The 20,386-nt window shown below is 53.7% G+C and carries 18 protein-coding genes; 4 read left to right on the top strand and 14 right to left on the bottom strand.

Annotated elements, in window-relative coordinates; genetic code table 11:
- Positions 1-19: 19 nt before the first annotated feature.
- From gluQRS to thpR, 4 genes are all read right to left on the bottom strand, one after another.
- Positions 20-928, bottom strand: a complete 909-nt coding sequence (gluQRS, locus tag FAZ14_RS17970; protein WP_016942090.1) for a tRNA glutamyl-Q(34) synthetase GluQRS — start codon at positions 926-928, stop codon at positions 20-22.
- 92 nt (positions 929-1,020) lie between these two features.
- The gene (gene dksA / locus FAZ14_RS17975) at positions 1,021-1,476 is read right to left on the bottom strand and encodes an RNA polymerase-binding protein DksA (RefSeq protein ID WP_012768782.1); all 456 of its coding nucleotides are present in this window, start codon (positions 1,474-1,476) and stop codon (positions 1,021-1,023) included.
- A gap of 168 nt (positions 1,477-1,644) precedes the next feature.
- Positions 1,645-2,364, bottom strand: coding sequence for a DNA/RNA nuclease SfsA (sfsA, locus tag FAZ14_RS17980; RefSeq protein ID WP_016942089.1), 720 nt, complete (start codon positions 2,362-2,364; stop codon positions 1,645-1,647).
- Positions 2,365-2,374: 10 nt separating this feature from the next.
- The gene (gene thpR, locus FAZ14_RS17985; protein ID WP_153508970.1) at positions 2,375-2,908 is read right to left on the bottom strand and encodes an RNA 2',3'-cyclic phosphodiesterase; all 534 of its coding nucleotides are present in this window, start codon (positions 2,906-2,908) and stop codon (positions 2,375-2,377) included.
- Between the two features lie 204 nt (positions 2,909-3,112).
- Here thpR and hrpB point away from each other — a divergent pair, with 204 nt between their 5' ends.
- Positions 3,113-5,599 (top strand): ATP-dependent helicase HrpB, encoded by a 2,487-nt coding sequence (gene hrpB, locus FAZ14_RS17990; RefSeq protein ID WP_420890254.1) that lies wholly within the window; start codon positions 3,113-3,115, stop codon positions 5,597-5,599.
- A 103-nt stretch (positions 5,600-5,702) separates the two neighbouring features.
- Positions 5,703-8,213, top strand: a complete 2,511-nt coding sequence (gene mrcB / locus FAZ14_RS17995; RefSeq protein ID WP_153508972.1) for a bifunctional glycosyl transferase/transpeptidase — start codon at positions 5,703-5,705, stop codon at positions 8,211-8,213.
- 102 nt (positions 8,214-8,315) lie between these two features.
- On the opposite strand, the gene yajL is transcribed toward mrcB, so the two are convergent.
- Together yajL and panE are read right to left on the bottom strand one after the other, a co-directional pair.
- Positions 8,316-8,912 (bottom strand): protein deglycase YajL, encoded by a 597-nt coding sequence (gene yajL / locus FAZ14_RS18000; RefSeq protein ID WP_016942085.1) that lies wholly within the window; start codon positions 8,910-8,912, stop codon positions 8,316-8,318.
- Positions 8,875-9,795 carry a 2-dehydropantoate 2-reductase gene (panE, locus tag FAZ14_RS18005; protein WP_016942084.1) on the bottom strand — a complete coding sequence of 307 codons (921 nt, stop codon included), beginning with the start codon at positions 9,793-9,795 and terminating at the stop codon, positions 8,875-8,877. The genes yajL and panE overlap by 38 nt, the downstream gene beginning before the upstream one ends.
- Before the next feature lie 198 nt (positions 9,796-9,993).
- Here panE and FAZ14_RS18010 point away from each other — a divergent pair, with 198 nt between their 5' ends.
- The gene (locus tag FAZ14_RS18010; protein ID WP_016942083.1) at positions 9,994-10,485 is read left to right on the top strand and encodes a YajQ family cyclic di-GMP-binding protein; all 492 of its coding nucleotides are present in this window, start codon (positions 9,994-9,996) and stop codon (positions 10,483-10,485) included.
- A 138-nt stretch (positions 10,486-10,623) separates the two neighbouring features.
- On the opposite strand, the gene FAZ14_RS18015 is transcribed toward FAZ14_RS18010, so the two are convergent.
- The 8 genes from FAZ14_RS18015 to FAZ14_RS18050 all read right to left on the bottom strand — a co-directional run bounded on the left by FAZ14_RS18015 (position 10,624) and on the right by FAZ14_RS18050 (position 19,584).
- The gene (locus FAZ14_RS18015; protein ID WP_016942082.1) at positions 10,624-12,003 is read right to left on the bottom strand and encodes an MFS transporter; all 1,380 of its coding nucleotides are present in this window, start codon (positions 12,001-12,003) and stop codon (positions 10,624-10,626) included.
- Positions 12,004-12,162: 159 nt separating this feature from the next.
- Positions 12,163-13,053, bottom strand: a complete 891-nt coding sequence (cyoE, locus tag FAZ14_RS18020) for a heme o synthase (RefSeq protein ID WP_023639160.1) — start codon at positions 13,051-13,053, stop codon at positions 12,163-12,165.
- A gap of 16 nt (positions 13,054-13,069) precedes the next feature.
- Positions 13,070-13,402 (bottom strand): cytochrome o ubiquinol oxidase subunit IV, encoded by a 333-nt coding sequence (locus tag FAZ14_RS18025; protein WP_016942081.1) that lies wholly within the window; start codon positions 13,400-13,402, stop codon positions 13,070-13,072.
- Positions 13,402-14,016 (bottom strand): cytochrome o ubiquinol oxidase subunit III, encoded by a 615-nt coding sequence (locus FAZ14_RS18030; protein ID WP_016942080.1) that lies wholly within the window; start codon positions 14,014-14,016, stop codon positions 13,402-13,404. The genes FAZ14_RS18025 and FAZ14_RS18030 overlap by 1 nt, the downstream gene beginning before the upstream one ends.
- A complete protein-coding gene (gene cyoB, locus FAZ14_RS18035; protein ID WP_153508973.1) occupies positions 14,006-15,997 on the bottom strand; it encodes a cytochrome o ubiquinol oxidase subunit I in 1,992 nt (663 codons plus the stop codon). The genes FAZ14_RS18030 and cyoB overlap by 11 nt, the downstream gene beginning before the upstream one ends.
- A 19-nt stretch (positions 15,998-16,016) precedes the next feature.
- The gene (gene cyoA, locus FAZ14_RS18040) at positions 16,017-16,967 is read right to left on the bottom strand and encodes a cytochrome o ubiquinol oxidase subunit II (protein WP_016942079.1); all 951 of its coding nucleotides are present in this window, start codon (positions 16,965-16,967) and stop codon (positions 16,017-16,019) included.
- A 511-nt stretch (positions 16,968-17,478) separates the two neighbouring features.
- On the bottom strand, positions 17,479-18,948 hold the full coding sequence (gene ampG, locus FAZ14_RS18045; RefSeq protein WP_153508974.1) for a muropeptide MFS transporter AmpG: 1,470 nt from the start codon (positions 18,946-18,948) through the stop codon (positions 17,479-17,481).
- Between the two features lie 57 nt (positions 18,949-19,005).
- Positions 19,006-19,584, bottom strand: a complete 579-nt coding sequence (locus FAZ14_RS18050; RefSeq protein ID WP_153508975.1) for a lipoprotein — start codon at positions 19,582-19,584, stop codon at positions 19,006-19,008.
- Positions 19,585-19,936: 352 nt separating this feature from the next.
- Here FAZ14_RS18050 and bolA point away from each other — a divergent pair, with 352 nt between their 5' ends.
- On the top strand, positions 19,937-20,251 hold the full coding sequence (bolA, locus tag FAZ14_RS18055) for a transcriptional regulator BolA (RefSeq protein WP_016942077.1): 315 nt from the start codon (positions 19,937-19,939) through the stop codon (positions 20,249-20,251).
- Positions 20,252-20,386: the final 135 nt, after the last annotated feature.

Here is a 20,386-nt window from a genome sequence, read left to right on the forward strand (position 1 = left end):
GGCTAATCATAGCTCACCCTCAGCCCTTTGAGAATGCTGATGTTATTTCCGGCGATGTAAGAGCGGCTTCGACAGGGACCACCGCCAGTGACCAATGCGCTATGGCCCATGTGAGCAAGGCGTCCCTTTCAAGATCACGCCAGTGCGTCGGCAAAGGCTGGTGCAAAAAAGCCAGAGCCTGCACCAGTACCGCCCGAGGGTCGCCATCAGGTAACGCTGGTGCGTGATTCTGCTTGGAGAGCTTATTGCCGTCAGTATTCAGCGCCAGCGGCAGATGCACATAGTCTGGTGCCGGATAATCCAACTGTTGGTACAACGATAGCTGCCGCACCGTCGGTTCAATCAGGTCTGCACCACGTACGATTTCAGTCACACCCTGATCGTGGTCATCCACCACCACCGCCAGATTATAGGCAAACAAGCCATCACGCCGATGGATGATAAAATCTTCTTTCGCCAGCATCGGGTCGGCATCAATCCGTCCACGCAGGCGATCGTGAAAGTGCAGGACGGGGTGTGTCTGGCGAAGACGTAACGCGGCGTTATCCGCAGGTAATCCGCGATCACGGCAGTGACCATCGTAGTAACCGCCGTTTTGCTGGATACGTTGTCGGGTGCAGGTACAGTAATAGCATTTCCCCTGACGCTGTAATTCAGCCAGCACCGCGCGATAACGCTCCTGGCGTTGAGACTGATACACCACCTCGCCGTCCCACAACAGACCATACTGTTCCAGTTGACGCAGAATACGGGAAGCGGCACCGGGTACTTCGCGCGGAGGGTCGATATCCTCGATACGCACCAGCCAGCGTCCCTGGCAGGCACGAGCTTGCAGGTAACTGCCCAAGGCGGCTATCAGGGAACCAAAATGGAGAGCGCCAGAAGGTGAGGGCGCAAAGCGTCCGACATAAGGGAGAGATTCAGACATACGGCGATATCGTGCCAGTCAGGGTGAATGGTGACGGGCTAGAATCAGTAAAGATCCGGCGGTAAGGCCGTAGGCTTTCCCGCCGGACGATATCATCCAGCCATCTGCTTTTCGCGGATTTCGGCCAGTGTTTTGCAGTCAATGCACAGATCAGCGGTGGGACGTGCTTCCAGACGACGGATGCCGATTTCCACGCCGCAGGACTCACAATAGCCAAAGTCCTCGTCTTCGATTTTCTGCAGTGTTTTGGCAATCTTCTTGATCAGCTTACGTTCGCGATCACGGTTGCGCAGCTCAAGGCTGAATTCTTCTTCCTGAGCGGCACGGTCTACCGGGTCTGGAAAGTTAGCTGCTTCATCCTGCATGTGCGATACGGTTCTATCGACTTCATCCCTGAGTTGATTGCGCCATGCTTCAAGAATACGCCTGAAGTGAGCCAGCTGAGCGTCGTTCATGTATTCTTCGCCCGGCTTCTCCTGGTACGGCTCCACTCCGGCAATTGCGAGAATGCTCAGAGAGGATGTCTTACGGTTTTGCCCTTCTTGCATGTTGCTTCTCCTACATAACACGACACGCAGTATCGATCCCCCGAGGGGGAAAAACAGGCCGCTATAAATAACAGATGGATGTGTGGTTGGCAATCATTCCCGACACTGGCCTGACAAAGTGTGAGGAACGACATAATCCCATCAGATAATACATAACGCGTGGCAGAATTAGCTCGCTGACGTCACGTTATTGAACGGCAACCGCCCTGTTAGCGTCATGCTATCTGGGCTGATATGGGTACCGTAACACAGAATTTCAACCCCCTGCTGCTGTGAGAGTTGTAATAATTCGGCGTAATGTCGGTCAATGTGTTGCGCCGCTGAAACCTGGCCGATGCCAGAGTGCAGCACGGCGAAACACAATACGGCGCGACAACCCTGTGACGCCATCTGTTGCAGTTCCCGCAAATGCTTCTGTCCCCTGAGGGTCACCGCATCGGGAAAGTAACCACATCCATGTTGCAATAATGTGACTGATTTGACTTCAATATAGCAGTCAGTGCGTCCTTCTGCCTGTAATAACAGATCTATCCTGCTGTTTTCTGAACCATAGCGCACTTCGGTGCGGAGAGTGGTGTAACCTGCTAAATCCGAAAGTTTGTTGGCGTGCAGCGCTTCAAGCACCAGTTGATTCGCCCGCAGGGTGTTAACACCAATCCAGTGCCCTTGCGCGGTTTGCGTCAGTTCCCAGGTGTGAGGATACTTGCGTTTAGGGTTGTCGGAGGTGGAATACCAGATAGTATCGCCAGGCGCGCCACAGCCTGTCATCGCTCCGGTATTGGGGCAATGTAACGTCAGGGTGGTGCCGTCAGGGGTGACCACATCAGCCAGAAATCGCTTGTAGCGTTTAAGCAGCGTGGCCGGGCGCAGCGGTGGGGAAAATTGCATGCATAGTCTCTTAGGCTGTCAGCAACGGCCAGTGGGCAAGCGGGCGGTAATGAGTACGCCCAGCTTCAGTGGATGATTCATAAAGAAAGAATTGCTCGGCATGTACCGTCCAGTTGAATGTGGCGGCGGGAAGCGACAGCGGGCGGGTGGCACCGCGCAGCAAGGTAATGTGCGGGTGGAAAGGCTGCGCTGGCTGGTAGCAGCCATTGCGCGCCGCCTGTGAACGCAGCATATCCGCCAGTTGCAATAAGCCTCGTGGTGCCTGGCTGCAGCCCAGCCATACCACGCCGGGGCGTGGCCAGTGTCCCGCATCGTTGAGATTCAGGGTGAACGCTGGCTGGCGGATGCGACCTGCCAGTGTCATTAATGCCTGCATTTTGGCGTCGCTAACTTCACCGAGAAAGGCCAACGTCAGGTGCAGATTCGCGGCCGCCACCGGGCGTCCGGCATCCTGAGCAAACTGCGTTGCACGCCAGTGCACGATCTGCTGGCTGACCGCGTCTGGCAGCGAAAGGGCAAAAAACAGGCGGCGGGTTGGCGTCATGGCAATCTCTCTGTTCTGCGGGGTTCCGATGCTACAATGCTTGCCGAATAAAGTTAATGCCCGCTGAATAAAGTTAAGGCGGCGTTTTGCCTCTTATCGTCATGCCCCGATGGGCGGCGGGGTGTTCTTTTTCTTTATTCATTGATGGTGTATTGAACACTATCGATAACAAATGATGATGATTACGTCAGTGAATGGGACTGTATGGTGACGGAGCGTTATGTGAATCTACCCCCTGTCAGCGCCGTTGCGGATGAGGTTATCCAGGCGTTGCATACCGCACCACAGGTGTTGCTGCATGCGCCGACCGGCGCAGGAAAATCGACCTGGTTACCGTTGCAGTTATTACAGCGGTGTGAGTTTCCCGGCCGCATTATTATGCTCGAGCCTCGTCGGCTGGCGGCTAAAAGTGTGGCTTTCCGGCTGGCAGAGTGGCTGGGTGAAACGCCTGGGCAGACTGTCGGTTACCGTATGCGTTCAGAAAGCCGGGTGAGCGGCCAAACCCGACTGGAGGTAGTGACAGAGGGTATTCTGACCCGAATGCTGCAACAGGATCCGGCGCTGGAGGGTGTTTCGCTGGTCATGTTGGATGAGTTTCATGAGCGCAGTTTGCAGGCAGATATGGCGCTGGCGTTGCTATTGGATGTCCAGCAAGGGCTGCGTGATGAGCTGAAGCTATTGATTATGTCCGCCACGCTCGACAATGCCCGTCTGGCTTCCTTATTACCTCAATCGCTCTGCGTATCGTCGCAAGGGCGTTCATGGCCGGTTACGCGACATTACCAGCCAGTCGGCTCGCAGGAGCGACTGGAAGAGGCCACCGCCCGACTCGTTTATCGTTTGTTGCAGGACGAAGCCGGTTCATTACTGGTATTTTTGCCGGGTGTGGCGGAAATCAAGCGAGTGCAGACACTGCTGGAAAACACACTCTCGGCCGACGTGGTGCCTGACGAAGGGGGTTGTCAGGTCGATGTGTGTCCGCTTTACGGCGCGCTGACGCTGGCGGAGCAACAAAAGGCGATTCTTCCGGCCGCCGTCGGGCGGCGCAAAGTGGTGCTGGCGACCAATATTGCTGAAACCAGTCTCACCATCGAGGGGATTCGGGTGGTCGTGGACTGCGGGCTGGAGCGGGTGGCGTTGTTTGATGTTAAAACCGGTCTGACCCGGCTGACGACACAACGCATCAGTCAGGCATCCATGGTGCAGCGGGCCGGGCGCGCCGGACGACTCGAACCGGGCGTGTGCTGGCATCTGTTCGCCCGCGAGCAGGCAGAACGCGCCGCGGCACAAAGTGAGCCGGAAATCCTGCACAGCGACCTGTCCGGTTTGTGGCTGGATCTGCTGCAATGGGGTTGTCATGATGTTGCTCAGCTCAACTTTCTGGATAGCCCGCCTCAACCGGCGTTGCTGGCGGCTGAGCGTTTACTACTGCAACTGGGTGTGTGCGATACGCAACAGCGTCTGACAGTAGACGGGCGTAAGATGGCCGCGCTGGGCTGCGATCCTCGACTGGCGGCGATGTTGCATGCTGCCGGGCAGGACGGCGATGCGCTGGCGACGGCGGCATTATTGGCGGCGATTATCGAAGAGCCGCCACGCGCAGGCTCCCCCAATTTATTCGATGCACTGCATCGACCCGCTGGCCACTGGCAACGCCGGGCGCAACAACTGGCGCGTCGTGTGGGTAAGGCGTCAGGTAAGGTGAATGAGAGCCTGGCGGCATGGTTACTCTCGATAGGGTTTGCGGATCGCCTTGCCCGACGACGAGGTCAGGATGGACGTTATCAACTGGCGAACGGTACCGGTGCCAGTTTGCCGGTGGATGAGGCGTTAGCGGCCTCAGAATGGCTGTTGGCTCCGGTACTAATGCAAAGCCCGAACAGTGCGGATGCGCGTGTGTTACTGGCATTGCCAGTGGATATCGATGCGTTAGTACGGCAGCGGCCGGAACTGGTGGCTGAACAGAATCTGATGCACTGGGACGAAGAAAAAGGTACCCTGCGCGCCAGCCTGCGCACGCATATTGGCAGCCTGACGTTGTCCTCCCGTCCGTTGGCAAAACCCTCAGACGAGGCATTGCAGCAGGCGATGCTTAACTGGCTGCGCGAACAAGGGCTGTCGGTGTTGAACTGGGATGAACCGGCACAACAGTTGCACCAGCGTCTGCTGTGCGCCCGACAGTGGTTGCCGGAGGTGGCATGGCCTGCGGTGGATGATGCCGCGTTGCTGGCGTCGCTGGAACAGTGGTTGTTACCATCGTTAAACGGTGTGCGGGATCGCCGTACGCTCAATCAGGTCAACCTGAGCGAAGCGCTGTGGCGGCTGCTTGACTGGCCGCAACGTCAGCGGCTGGATAGTGCGTTACCCAGTCACTATACCGCGCCTGGCGGCAGCCATTTACTGATCCGCTATGAAGCGGATCAAGCCCCGGTGCTGGCGGTTCGGTTGCAGGAAATGTTTGGTGAGCAGGCCAGCCCGTTACTGGCGGAGGGGCGAGTGGCGCTGGTGCTTGAATTGCTCTCTCCGGCGATGCGGCCCTTGCAGATAACCCGTGATTTAGCGGCGTTTTGGAATGGAGCTTACCGTGAGGTGCAAAAAGAAATGAAAGGGCGCTACCCCAAACATGTCTGGCCGGATGATCCGGCGAATACGGCACCAACGCGGCGTACCAGAAAATACCAGAACACCTAATTTCAGATGTTTCCCCCTTCCTTGTGTAGCGTGGGAGACACAGAGTAGACGGCCATGGTGAGTAACCCTGAGCCGTCAGTAACCTGATGGAGATGTCACTGTAATGTCTCGGGATGACCGCGAACCTATCGGGCGCAAACGTAGTGCGTCACGACACACTCCCCCTCGCAGGCAAGCGACGCGCCGTCGCAGGGATGATGACTACGACGACGATTATGACGATGAGTATGAAGACGACTATGACGAGGATGACGAGGAAGAGGTCATGAGCAAGCGGCCACGTAAAAAGCGCCGCTGGCTGGGGTGGCTTATCCGGCTATTCCTGATTTTCGTGGTGGTGATGTCGGTTTACGGCGTGTACCTCGACGGAGAAATCCGCAGTCGTATCGACGGCAAGGTATGGCAACTGCCCGCGGCGGTGTATGGCCGCATGGTCAGCCTTGAGCCCGGCATGCCTTATAGCAAGAAAGACATGACAACACTGCTGGAAGGCATGCAATACCGTGAAGTGAGCCGGATTACCCGTCCGGGCGAGTTTACGGTGCAGGCCAACAGCATTGAAATTCTGCGTCGTCCGTTCGATTTCCCGGATGGCAAAGAAGGGCAGATCCACGCCAAGATGATCTTCAGCAGCGGTCGGCTGTCGCAGATCCAAAACATGGATAATCAGCGTAATTTCGGCTTCTTCCGGCTCGATCCGAAGCTGATTACCATGCTGCAATCGCCAAACGGTGAACAGCGGCTGTTTGTCCAGCGTTCTGGTTTCCCCGATCTGTTGGTACAAACGCTGATCGCCACCGAAGACCGTCATTTCTACGAGCACGACGGTATCAGTTTCTACTCCATTGGCCGTGCGTTGATAGCCAACCTGACGGCGGGCCGGGCAGTGCAGGGCGGCAGTACGCTGACCCAGCAGTTGGTGAAAAACCTGTTCCTGACCAACGAGCGCTCGTTGTGGCGTAAAGCCAACGAAGCCTACATGGCGTTGATCATGGACTACCGCTACAGCAAAGATCGCATTCTGGAGTTGTATCTGAACGAGGTGTACCTCGGTCAGAGTGGTAACGATCAAATCCGTGGTTTCCCACTGGCTAGCCTTTACTATTTTGGCCGTCCGGTAGACGAACTGAGTCTCGATCAGCAGGCGATGCTGGTGGGAATGGTAAAAGGGGCGTCGCTGTACAACCCATGGCGTAACCCACAGGTCACGCTGGAGCGCCGTAATCTGGTGCTGAAGCTGTTGCAGAACCAGCAGGTCATCGACGAAGACCTGTATAACATGCTGAGCGCGCGTCCGTTAGGGGTGCAGCCGAAAGGAGGGGTGATAAGCCCACAACCAGCATTTATGCAGATGGTGCGCCAGGAGTTGCAGCAGCGGCTGGGTGACAAGGCGAACGATCTGTCCGGGGTGAAAATCTTCACTACACTGGATCCGGTGTCGCAGGATGCGGCGGAAAAAGCGGTGGAGGACGGCATCCCTGCACTGCGCGCCGCGCGTGGTGTTAAGGACCTGGAATCGGCGATGGTGATTGTCGATCGCTTTAGCGGCGAGGTTCGGGCGATGGTGGGCGGTTCCGATGCCCAGTTTGCTGGTTTTAACCGTGCCATGCAGGCGCGTCGTTCCGTTGGTTCACTGGCGAAGCCACCGACGTATCTGACCGCGCTCAGTATGCCGGATCGTTACCGTCTGAATACTATCCTGCCGGATGAGCCGATTTCGCTTAAACAGCCGAACGGCACCATCTGGGAGCCGAAAAACTACGATCGCGAATTCCGTGGTCGGGTGATGTTGGTGGATGCGCTAGCGAATTCACTCAACGTCCCGACGGTCAATCTGGGGATGGCCGTTGGGCTGGACCAGATCAGCGATACGTTGCAGAAGCTGGGGATCCCGCAGAACCAGATTCAACTGGTACCGGCGATGTTGCTGGGTGCTATTAGCCTGACGCCGATGGAAGTTGCGCAGGAGTACCAGACTATCGCCAGTGGTGGCAGTCGCGCGCCGCTTTCGGCGCTGCGCTCGGTGATTGCCGAAGACGGTAAGGTGCTGTATCAGAGCTTCCCGCAGGCTGAACGGGTGGTGCCGTCACAGGCGGCTTACCTGACCTTGTACGGCATGCAGCAGGTGGTGGAACGTGGTACTTCGCGTTCGCTGATGGTGAAATTCGGCAATTACCATCTGGCGGGGAAAACCGGTACCACTAACGATTTGCGCGATAGCTGGTTTGCGGGCGTCGATGGCAGAGAAGTGGTGATCACCTGGGTCGGGCGAGATAACAACGGCCCGGCGAAACTCACCGGGGCCAACGGGGCGTTGACTATCTACCGTCGCTATCTGGAAAACCAGACGCCGCTACCGTTGATGCTGACACCGCCAGAAGGCATTACCACCATGACGGTGGATAGCAGCGGCAACTTTATCTGTAATGGTAGCGCGGGCCGGGCACTGCCGGTATGGACGGATAATCCGCAAGCACTGTGTCAGGCCAGCCAGCAGCAGGTAGTGCAATCGCCAACTGCATCGTCGGGCAGTCCGAGTCAGCCAAATCAACCAAGCCAGCAACAAGATGGTGGCAGCGTTCCTGATTGGATCAAACAGATGTTCGGGCAGTAACGACCCGCCGCAGATAAGTGAGTTGCCGGGTAATGCCAGTCAGTGGCTTAACTGACTGGCATTACCGGCTATGCCGGAGGATATTTATTTTTGTACGGCAGATTAAGCCGGATCCTGATAATTGTAGATCCCCGGCGGCAGAACCAGTTGTGCAGCGATTTCTGCGGCTTTGCTCTTACCCAGTAGCAGATCGATAAGCTTCAGTGCGAAGTCGATACTGGTCCCCGGACCCTGACTAGTCAGCAGATTGACGCGTGGGTCGAATACCACCCGTTTTTCCAGCCATTTTTCTGGTGAAATCTGCTCTTTCAGTGCGGGGTAACCGGTCATATTGCCGACAGGAAACAACTGATGATGCTCCAGCACCACAGCGGGTGACGCGCAGATCGCCGCGACGATTTTTCCTTCCTGATGGGTCTGGCGCAGGCGTTCAACCAGCAACGGGCTGTCACGAAAGCACTCAGCACCTTGCAGACCACCAGGCAACACGACCGCATCAAAGTCATGATCCGCGACGGCGACCAGCGGCGCGTCAGCAAGCAGTTTCACACCACGAGAACAGGTGATCTCTGTGTTGCCATCGCTCGCGACGCTGGCTGTGGTGACGCGGATCCCCGCCCTGACCAGCAGGTCGATGGTGGTCACGGCTTCGATTTCTTCGCTACCAGGTGCCAGACAGACCAGAACCGAGGCGGTCATATTCATTCTCCTTTCGTTTGATATAGTCGAACAGGCGGTTGTTTTCCGGCAGGGCGAGTCCGTGGGCGCGAGCGCGACGCAGCAGGTAACCGGTGATGTAGTCGATTTCCGTATGACGCTGCGCCAGCACGTCCTGACGCATTGACGATGTGTTAGCCGCCGTGTTCTGAATGATTTGATTCACATAAAGCAGCAGGCTCTCCGACGAGGTGTGGAAACCTTCGCGGTCCATGACCAGCGCCACTTCCTGGCAGAGAGTGGCTATTCTTTCGGGATAAGCCTGTAACTCGCCGTTGGTACACTGGTACTGCACGGTCAGCGGATTGATGACGCAATTGGCGGCCAGTTTCAGCCAGCAGGTTGCCGCAATATGCGTGTGCCACGCAACGTCAGGCAGCGCCTGATGCAGCGTTTCAGCCAACTGGCTTTGTTCTTCTTCGCGGTGTGTGGTACGTCCAAGCGAACCGATGTGGGTTACGCCAGCCGCGACGTGTACCACTGTCGAGATGTCTCGCCGTGCAGCATGCGTGGTGACACCTAACAATAACGGTTGGCTGATTGGCGGCAGTTCTTCCCAGGTACCCATGCCGTTATGCAACAATAAAATAGTACAGTCGGGGCGTAGCCGAGGGAGCAGCGTGACAAGCGCATCGGAGACTTGCCACGCTTTTAGCGTGACCAGCAGTAATTCACTTTGCGCCAGATGTTCTGCGTTGTTGGCTGTCAGATTAAGGTTACAACGCTCACCGCTGAGCATCGTAACGTTAATCTGGCAGGAAACTTGCGGAATGCGCAACCACCCTTGTACATCATGCCCTTGCCGATGTAACGCATTAAGCCAGAGTTGACCGATGGCGCCACAGCCAAGAACGGTAATTTTCATCCACACTTTCCTTTATCGGGCCAGCTTGCGTCTGTCCGGACTATCATCTTTCCGACCTATCATCTTTCCTGTCTATCATAAAGTATTCTGCTGCCGTCTGCCGCTGCTTGTCGCCACGAAGACGGTAAGGTCGGTGAAGTTTGCTTATTGGGCGTGAGCGGTTATCATGCTCGGCAGCTATTGTCAGGAGAAAAAATTATGCCATCTTTCGATATTGTTTCGGAAATCGATATGCAGGAAGTCCGCAATGCGGTGGAAAACGCGACCCGTGAACTGGGTACTCGCTGGGATTTTCGTAATGTGCCTGCCAGCTTTGAACTGAATGAAAAAGCACAAACCATCAAGGCGACCAGTGAATCAGATTTTCAGGTTAAGCAATTGATTGAAATCATAAGGGAAAAGCTGGCAAAACGCGGAATTGAGGGCGGTTCGCTGGATATCCCTGAAGACATGGAACACAGTGGCAAAACCTACAGTGTGGAAGCGAAGCTCAAGCAAGGTATTGAAACTACGCTGGCGAAGAAAATCGTTAAACTGATTAAAGACAGCAAGCTCAAAGTGCAGGCCCAGATCCAGGGCGAACAAGTCCGCGTTACCGGGAAATCCCGCGATGATCTGCAAGGTGTGATTGCGCTGGTGCGTGGTGCTGATTTAGGGCAACCCTTTCAGTTTAACAACTTCCGCGATTAAACCGGCTGCTGTTCAGGCAGTGATACGCTAAATATGCAAAGGCACCGAAATGGTGCCTTTGGTTTTTCAATCGACGAGGTGGTTTGGGGTGACCTCGTTGACGTCGTGACGGTGGTGCTTCTACGGGCAGTTAGCCTCTTAGGCTAGCTTGGCCGTCTGACCGACGAGCTGTTCCAACTGCTGCCGATTGGTTTTGCTGCGATCAATTTTCACATAGGCGCTGAGTTCGTCCGGTACGATCACCACATCGGCCACGCCAGGATGCTGTTGCAGTTTATCGGACAGCTTGCTATCGCGTAGCGCTTCATCCGGTAGGGTAATGCGCAGGCTGCTCAGATACGGTGGTTCCTGCATGGTGACGCTGACCAATAACCAGACTACCCCCAGCAATGCGCCCGCACTGAATACCAGTGACGCGCCATGCAGGTCATACAGCGCGCCGCCAAGACTACCGCCAATCGCCACCCCCATAAATTGGGTGGTGGAGTAAACCCCCATGGCAGTACCTTTGTAGCCTGCTGGCGACTCTTTGCTGATAAGGGATGGCAGCAATGCTTCCATGACATTGAAGCCCAGAAAGAACAACTGAATGCCGATAAAGAGTTGCCACAGCGCATGGTGGCCTGCTTGCAGCAAAACCAGCTCTGCGGCAATCAGTATCATCACGCAAATAATGAACACCTGCTTCATGCGGCGTTTTACTTCTGCGTAGATGACGAATGGCACCACGGCCGCGAACGATATCAGCATCGTGGTCAGATAGACTTTCCAGTGGTCCTGCGGTGCCAGACCTGCTTGCTCCATGACTCTCGGTAAAGCGACAAAGCTCGACATCAGCAGAATGTGCAGGCACATGATGCTGAAGTTGAGTTTTAGCAAGCGAGGATTGGCCAGTACTTTGGCGACACCGCCACGCACGATGGCCGACTCACGGTTGAGCACATGGGAAGGGGCGGAGGGAATGACTGCCAGCGTGATGGCGATAGCCAGCAGCGCCAGCAGCGCAATTCCCCAAAACAGCGCATTCAGCCCCAACGCATGGGTAACAATCGGGCCGACTACCATGGCGATAGCAAACGTAATGCCGAAGCTGACACCAATAAACGCCATAGCTTTGGTGCGGTTTTGTTCACGTGTTAAGTCTGACAGCAGCGCCATAACCGCAGCAGAAATCGCCCCGGAGCCCTGCAAAGCACGACCCAGAATTATCCCCCAAATGGAATGGCTGAGTGCGGCGATGACACTACCCAGCACAAATATCAGTAAGCCGCCAACAATGAGCGGTTTGCGACCAATACGGTCAGACATGAGCCCGAATGGGATTTGAAAAATCGCCTGCATCAAGCCATAAATGCCGATGGCAATGCCAATCAGTGACTCGCTGGCGCCCTGCAGAGCCATACCGTAGGTGGTGAGTACCGGGAGCACCATAAACATGCCGAGCATGCGAAGTGAAAAAACCAGACCCAGTCCCCATGTTGCCCGCTGTTCAATCGGGGTCATGCGATTATCGTTCATTGCTACCTCTGATATTTTATCAGCGCTATTTTAGTGTCCGAGCCAGAAGGCGTAAACGACGGGTTTGTTTCCGTATTTGGCAAAGCAGGGGAGGGGAGATAAAAAAACAGACGGGCAAGCCCGTCTGTCTGGTCGTATAGGTCGTATAGACTGATGAGATCAGTGCAGGTAGGTCAGCAGCGTGTCCTGCATCGGTGTCATGGAATCGACTGACATCATGACGCTCAATGACGTAATCGCGACAATAGAGAACAAGAACAGCTTCTTGGCCCAGGCACGATCGTCGTTCGGGCGTTTGTAGCCGGATAACGCCATGCCAAGCCACCAGACGCTGACCGCCGCGGCCACCACCAGGTATTTGTAACCAGCATAACCACCCAGCGATAGCATCAATGTGGCAATCATAAACGCCAGGATATACAGCGTAATATGGTGCTTCGCGACGGAAATGCCTTTGACGACCGGTAACACCGGAATATTCGCCGCCTGATAATCTTTAAAGCGGAAAATCGCAATGGCGTAAGAGTGCGGCATCTGCCACAAACTGAAAATCAGCAGCAGAATCAGTGCACCAGCATCAAACTGATTACTCACAGCGCAGTAGCCGATAACCGGCGGTGCTGCACCGGAAAGACTGCCAATCAACGTGCCATAAACCGAATGGCGCTTCATGTACAGGCTGTAAACACCGACGTATACCACAAACCCCATCACCGCCAGCCACATGGCCAGCGGATTTGCCGCAAGATACAGTAACGCGAAGCCAGCAATACCTAACAGCGAAGCGTAAACCAGCGTATTTTTAAGCGGAATCAGCCCCTTAACCAGAGCCCGATTCTTGGTCCTCTCCATTTTTTTGTCGATGTCACGATCGATAACGTTGTTAAAGACGCAACCAGATGCAACAACCAGCGATACCCCGATCAGGGTCGCGACAAACAGTGGATAGTTAATGGTGCCTTTGGCTGCCAGTAAAAATCCACCGATAACGGAAATCAGGTTGCCAAAAATAATGCCGGGTTTGGTGACCTGCAGGTATTGCTTAATCATCATGTAAAAGGCTCGGTTACTGAATCATCATATTGTGGTGCGCGTTCATCATGATCCAAATGGATCCCACCACCACAATTGCGATAATCAGGGCGGTAAACACGATGGCTACCAGATTCCAGCGCTCTTCTGATGAGGTGTTGAGATGCAGGAAGTACACCAGATGAACCAGGATCTGGATAACAGCGCAACCCAGCACGGTTAACAGAATGGCGCTATGGGACGCCGAACCATTCATCACCAGACCGAATGGAATGACGGTCAGGATGATGGACAGGACGAAACCAATCAGATAGGACTTCACGCTACCGTGGCTGGCGCCTGCATGATCGTGTGTGGAATGACTCATTACATCGCCCCCATCAGATAAACAACAGTGAAGACACAAATCCATACCACATCAAGGAAGTGCCAGAACAAGCTCAGGCACATCAGACGGGTTTTGTTCGTGCTGGTCAGGCCGTATTTCGTTACCTGAATCATCATGATGGCGATCCAGATAAGGCCTGAAGTCACGTGGATACCGTGAGTACCAACCAGCGCAAAGAAGGAAGACAGGAATGCACTGCGGTCAGGGCCTGCGCCTTCTACGATCAGGTGATGGAATTCATAGATCTCCATCCCGATAAACACCAGTCCAAACAGGAAGGTCAGACCCAGCCAGGCGTTAACCTGGCTCTTGTTACCTTTGTTCATGGCAATCATCGCCATGCCGTAAGTAATACTACTAAACAGCAGTGCGAAGGTTTCTACCAGCACGAACTTCAGATCGAACAGTTCTTTGCCCGTCGGGCCGCCAGCGGTACCGTTCACCAGAACGGAGTAGGTGGCGAACAACATCCCAAACAGGATGCAGTCGCTCATCAGGTAGATCCAGAAACCGAAAACCTTATTGGAACCGGTGTCGTGGTGCCCATGCTCGGCATGGGCTGTGTTGTGATGAGTTAACGTATCAGTGGACATTTTTCACGCCTGCCTTGCTGAGTTTATCGAAGTTTTGATTTTCGATGTGTTCGACCTCGTTAACCGGCACGTAGTAGTCCACGTCCTGATTAAAGCTGTGAGCTATCCAGGTTACAATCATGCCCACAAAACCGATGATCGCCAGCCACCAGATGTACCAGATCATCGCAAAACCAAACACCAGGCTGAATGCGGAGATGATTACACCCGCACCGGTATTTCTTGGCATATGAATTTCTTCATACTGTGCCGGTTTGCGATAGGCCTCACCTTTTTCCTTCATTTCCCAGAACGCGTCGCGTTCCTGAATATGCGGCACGATGGCGAAGTTATAGAACGGTGGCGGTGAAGACATTGCCCATTCCAGCGTGCGAGCATCCCACGGGTCGCCAGTCAGATCGCGGTTTTGATCGCGGTCGCGGATACTGACGGCAAACTGGATAATCTGGCACAGCACGCCGAGTGCAATCAGACCGGCACCGACGGAAGCGACCACCAGCAGCGGGTGAAATTCCGGGTTGATCTGCTGGCTCAGACGACGCGTCATCCCCATGAAGCCCAGTGCGTACAGCGGCATAAAGGCAACGAAGAAGCCGATGATCCAGCACCAGAACGCGCGTTTACCCCAGGTTTCATTCAGCGTGAAGCCAAATGCTTTCGGGAACCAGTAAGTGATACCGGCAAAGCAGCCAAATACCACACCACCGATGATCACGTTATGGAAGTGAGCGATCAGGAACAGACTGTTATGCAGTACAAAGTTAGCGCCCGGAACAGCCAGCAGTACCCCAGTCATACCACCGATGGAGAAGGTGATGATGAAACCGGTGGTCCACAGCATGGCAGAATGCGGTTGAATACGCCCTTGGTACATGGTGAACAGCCAGTTGAAGATTTTAACCCCGGTAGGGATTGAAATAATCATCGTCGCTATACCGAAGAAGGCGTTGACGTTGGCTCCAGAACCCATGGTAAAGAAGTGGTGCAGCCAAACGATGAACGACAGGACGGTAATCGCGATGGTTGCCCATACCAGTGAGGTATAGCCAAACAAGCGTTTTTTACAGAAGGTTGCCACCACTTCGGAGTAAATACCGAAAACCGGTAGCACCAGGATGTACACTTCCGGATGGCCCCAGGCCCAAATCAGGTTGATGTACATCATCATGTTGCCACCCATATCATTGGTAAAGAAATGGGTGCCGAGGTAACGGTCCAGCGTCAGTAACGCAATGGTCACCGTCAGAATCGGGAACGCAGCAATAATCAGTATGTTGGTGCACAGCGCCGTCCAGGTAAACACCGGCATTTTCATCAGGCTCATGCCAGGCGCGCGCATTTTCATGATGGTGGCGAAGAAGTTAACACCAGTCAGCGTCGTACCGACACCGGAAATCTGGAGACTCCATATCCAGTAGTCTACCCCCACACCGGGACTGTACTCCTTACCCGACAACGGCGGATAGGCCACCCAACCGGTCTGGGCGAATTCCCCGATCCCCAACGACAGGTTGATCAGGATAACGCCGGCAACAAACAGCCAGAAGCTCAGTGAGTTCAGGAAGGGGAAGGCCACATCACGTGCGCCTATCTGCAATGGCACGGCCAGGTTCATCAGACCGACAACAAACGGCGTCGCCACGAAGAAAATCATGATAACGCCATGCGCGGTGAAGATCTGGTCATAGTGGTGAGGAGTAAGGAAACCCGCTTCACCAGCGGAAGCCAGCACTTGCTGACCACGCATCATCACGGCATCAGCAAAGCCACGCAGCATCATCACCAGGCCGACGATGATGTACATGATACCGATTTTCTTATGGTCCACAGAGGTGAACCACTCGGACCACAGCCATTTCCATTTACCGAAATAGGTAACGGCAGCCAGCAGCGCCAATCCACCTACAATGATTGCCGCCACCGTGACCATGATAATCGGCTCATGGTAGGGGATCGCATCAAGAGTTAATTTTCCGAACATCGTTTATCCCTCGACTCCTTTAATGAGAGGAGTGCTCGCTCATGTTCATGCCCTGGTGATTCTGCATGCCTTCTTCTTTTTTAGGCTCGCCTTCAGCACCATGCTGCATGTTCATGTTGTTGCCAATGAATTTGGTAATGATCTGGCGGAACAAATCAGGTTGTACCTGAGAGTAGTACTCTACCGGATGGTACTCGGTAGGCTGTGCCAGTTTGTTAAAGTCATTCATCGTGCTCAGCGTTTTGGATGACTTGCGTACATTCTCAACCCATTGGTCAAAGGCTTGCTGATCCGGGGTCGCAATGGCGGTGAACTTCATGCCAGAGAACCCTTGGCCACTGTAACCACCAGAGATACCGTCGTATTTGCCCGGCTCGTTGGCGATCAAGTGCAACTGGGTCTGCATGCCGGCCATGGCGTAGATCTGACCACCAAGACGCGGGATAAAGAAGGAGTTCATCACCGTGTCGGATGTAATCTTGAAATTGACCGGAACATTGGTCGGGAACGCCAGTTCATTGACCGTGGCGATGCCAAGATCCGGGTAAATGAACAACCATTTCCAATCAAGAGACACCACTTCAACATTAATGGGTTTGACCGTGGAATCCAAAGGCTTATACGGATCAAGCGAATGGGTAGTTTTCCAGGTGATCGTCCCAAGGATGAGGATAATGATGATAGGGACCGTCCAGACAACGGCTTCGATTTTGTTTGAATGCGACCAGTTTGGCGTGTACTTCGCTTTTTCGTTGGAGGCTCTGAACTTCCAGGCGAAGGCAATCGTCATAATGATCACCGGGATAACAACGATCAGCATCAAACCGAGTGCTGTCAGTATCAACGAACGTTGCTCTAACCCGACTTGTCCTTTGGGGTTCATCAATGCCATATCGCAACCACTAAGAAGCAGTGTGGTAGCGATTAAAGACAACATCCCAAAAATTTTATTGTATTTCCTGAGTCTCATCTAGCGACCTCAATTACAAGGGCTCTATTGTCATTTCACGCGAGCGGGCATTTTACGGGAAGGTTACCGCACTGTAAACATCATTAAAGAGATGTCAGTCCGCTGTTTACAAATTTTGTCTGACCCGTCACACGTGAGCTACATTTTACAAAATTACTTTTAAAAACAGTGGGTAAACCGCCTACAGAAAAAGTATGTATCGCTTTTCATGAATTACAACTCTTCCTGAATATTATTTTATCCCGGTGTTAATATTTCGTTTCTGTAACGTTGCGTAAATTAATGTGGGTGGCGGGATTTATTAAAGACAACGAAATAAATGTTTTTTGCCGTATGCCTGGAGAGAAAAATAATTTAATAAAGTGATAATAGATAATGAGGGGGGTTTTAGCGATATCACTTACCTGCCTCAGGCAATGAAGTAAGCGATTGCTCCTGCCTTATCCTGAAAGATGAACGCATGAGGCATTACAGAACCGTGTTCACACATCATTGCTTTGTGCTTCCGGGTTTACCGGCGTTGTAATGACAGGTAATCAAGCAGAGCACCCAGCAAAATTGCCACTGCTGCTCCCGTCGCGCCTGCCGCCATCAGTATGTTTTTGGCAAGTTCGCTCTGCAGCCAGCCCAATCCCAGCATGCCCCAGACAAGCAAACCACCGACAAACATAATACACCCGATGAAAAACAGGCGGGACGCCAATAGATAAAGGTGTGGGTAGGCGTTACGACGCAGAAATTCGCCACCTGATTGCACGTGTTCTAATGATGAACGACAGATATTCAGCAGGAGAAGTCCTGGGATAGCGATGATGATGGAAAACAGATAAAACCAGGCCCACCCATACAGCTCTACAAACCAGCCAGCAATCGGACCGACATAAACCCGCCCCACAGCCGACAGTGCGGACAACAAGGCGAACTGGGTGGCGGAAAATGATTTGTTACAAAGCGTCATTAATAGCGCCACAAACGCGGCTGTTCCCATGCCACCACACAGATTTTCCAGAAACACCGCGCAGGCCATGGTGAACAGGTGTTTATCGGTGATGGCTAGCAGCCAGTAACCGGCGTTCGAGACCGCCTGTAGCAGGCCGAATAGCATCAATGACCGAAATAGCGTCCAGCGCTGCATCAATACACCGCCGTACAGCGCGCCAATAATGGTGGCGAACAAGCCCAGCGTCTTGTTAACCAGCCCGACATCGCCCGGATTGAAGCCGACTCCGCGAATTAAAAAAGGCGTACTGAGGCTGACGGCAAACGCATCCCCCAGTTTGTACAACACGATCAACAGTAGAATTAGCCAGGCATTATCACGGCCGAAAAAATCTTTCAGCGGCGCTAAGACCGCCTGCTCCAGTGAGCGAGGGGCCGGTTCGCTCACGGCGGGTTCCGGCGACAGCCAGGTTGCCAGTGTGCACAGCAATAAAAGACCAGCCATCAGCCAGTAGGTGGCATGCCAGCCGAGAAAACGATCGGCTATCCATAATGCCAGCCCGCCGGAAACCAGCATCGCCAGGCGATAACCCAAAACAGAAATAGCTGCGCCGCTGCCACGTTCTTCTGGCGGCAACAAGTCGGTTTTATACGCATCAAACACAATGTCCTGTGAGGCGGAACAGAATGCGATGATGACCGCCAGTAATGCCAGCCACCATAAATGATGCGATGGATCTACTGTGCCGATAGCGATGATGGTGGCTACCAGCAACAACTGTGTGACCAGCAGCCAGCCGCGCCGACGCCCCATAAACGACGGCGTGTAGCGATCCATCAGTGGTGACCACAAAAACTTGAAGACATACGCCTGCCCCACCAGAGAAAAGAAACCGATGGTTTTCAGGTCCACGTTTTCCACTGTCATCCACGCCTGCAACGTACCGGAGGTCAGAGCCAGTGGTAAACCAGAGGCGAACCCCAAAATCAGAAGAATGACACTGTTGCGTTCACGGAAAAGTGAAAAAAAGCGGCTGAGCATGCGAGGTCCTTTTCCCTTGCCCCGTGAGGAGCAAGGGAGGTGAGGCGGAATAAACCGTTACCGGGAGTTGGTTTTGATGAAGGTACTGATGCTGGTATCTTGAGCCATATCACTGATGACATCACTCAGCACCTGATTGACCGACTCGGTAATCTTGCTGTTAGTGGCGGTAAGCGCACCTTGTACATTATAGCTGGCACGGTAGTTCTTGATTTGCTTATTACCGTTGGCGGCTTGTGCAATGATAGAGATATCCGCGCGGGTGGTAATGTTGTAGCGCAGATTCCCTTCGGAAACATCCGCATACAGCTTGTTAACCACCACTTGCAGTGCGACCGGGCCGCCAGTACCTATCATATAACCACGGGCAGACATTTGTTTCTCCAGCACTTCCTGCAACAGGAACCGCAGGTCGCGCGATGGCATCAGCGTGATCAGTTGGCCGTCACGATTGACTCTGGCCAGTGACTGGTCGGCACGTTGGTCTGCGCCATTAATGCTGATAGTGATCCCCATCAGGGTTGGATCCTGCGACGGCAGGGCAATTTTCGGGGTGACATCCAGCGTGTTGCTTTTACTGGCGCATCCTGCCAGCACAAGTGCGGCGAACAACGGGAAAATGAATTTTTTTAACATGTGTGTCTTCTCGTCATAAAACGGTGGTTGGCGGATAAATATAGTTCGGTATCATATCATCGTCTTGGACAAGGGAAAGAGCAGAAAGTGGCCAGTATCCTGCTGAGCTTGCATCATTTTTTTCCATTGTGTTTGACGTGAAGGCTGTCTGGCATCGACGACTGGCATTTCGGCGAGATGCATGTCGGCGAGATGGCGAGATAGAGTGCAGCCTGCTGCCACGCATCCAGACTAGCGATGATGCCCATTAATAATCAAAAAATGACTGAAATTGAAGTGGATAAGCGTGCAATCAGTAATAAAGGCCGCGTTGTCGAGAGCAATTTCACTGATACCTGAAAAAGGTCACCCTATGATTCGCGAAACGATAGAAGCTAAGTTACGCACTGAATTTGAACCACAACATATTGAAGTGATTAATGAAAGTTATCGCCATAATGTACCTGCAGGTTCAGAAAGCCACTTCAAAGTGGTTCTTGTCAGTGAGCATTTCTCGGGGGAGCGGGTCATCGGCCGTCATCGTGCGATTTATCGCGTATTGGCTGATGAACTGGCAGGTTCGGTTCATGCGTTGGCGTTGCATACCTATACGCCCCAGGAGTGGCTTGATTTACAAATGGCTGTGCCGTCTTCCCCGCCTTGTGGCGGAGCAGGGTTGGACCGCTGAAATCAGGCGTCTCTCTACTTCTGTGAAGATGCGCATGACGGTGTGTATATACCCGCTGGCGCATCACCGGTTGAGGGCCTTGCGGTAATAAAGGTGGTAATACTGGGCAAGGACAGGTGAAAAGTGTGAAAGTCC

This window comes from Dickeya oryzae (genome assembly GCF_009372235.1).
Classification (GTDB): Bacteria; Pseudomonadota; Gammaproteobacteria; order Enterobacterales; family Enterobacteriaceae; genus Dickeya; species Dickeya oryzae.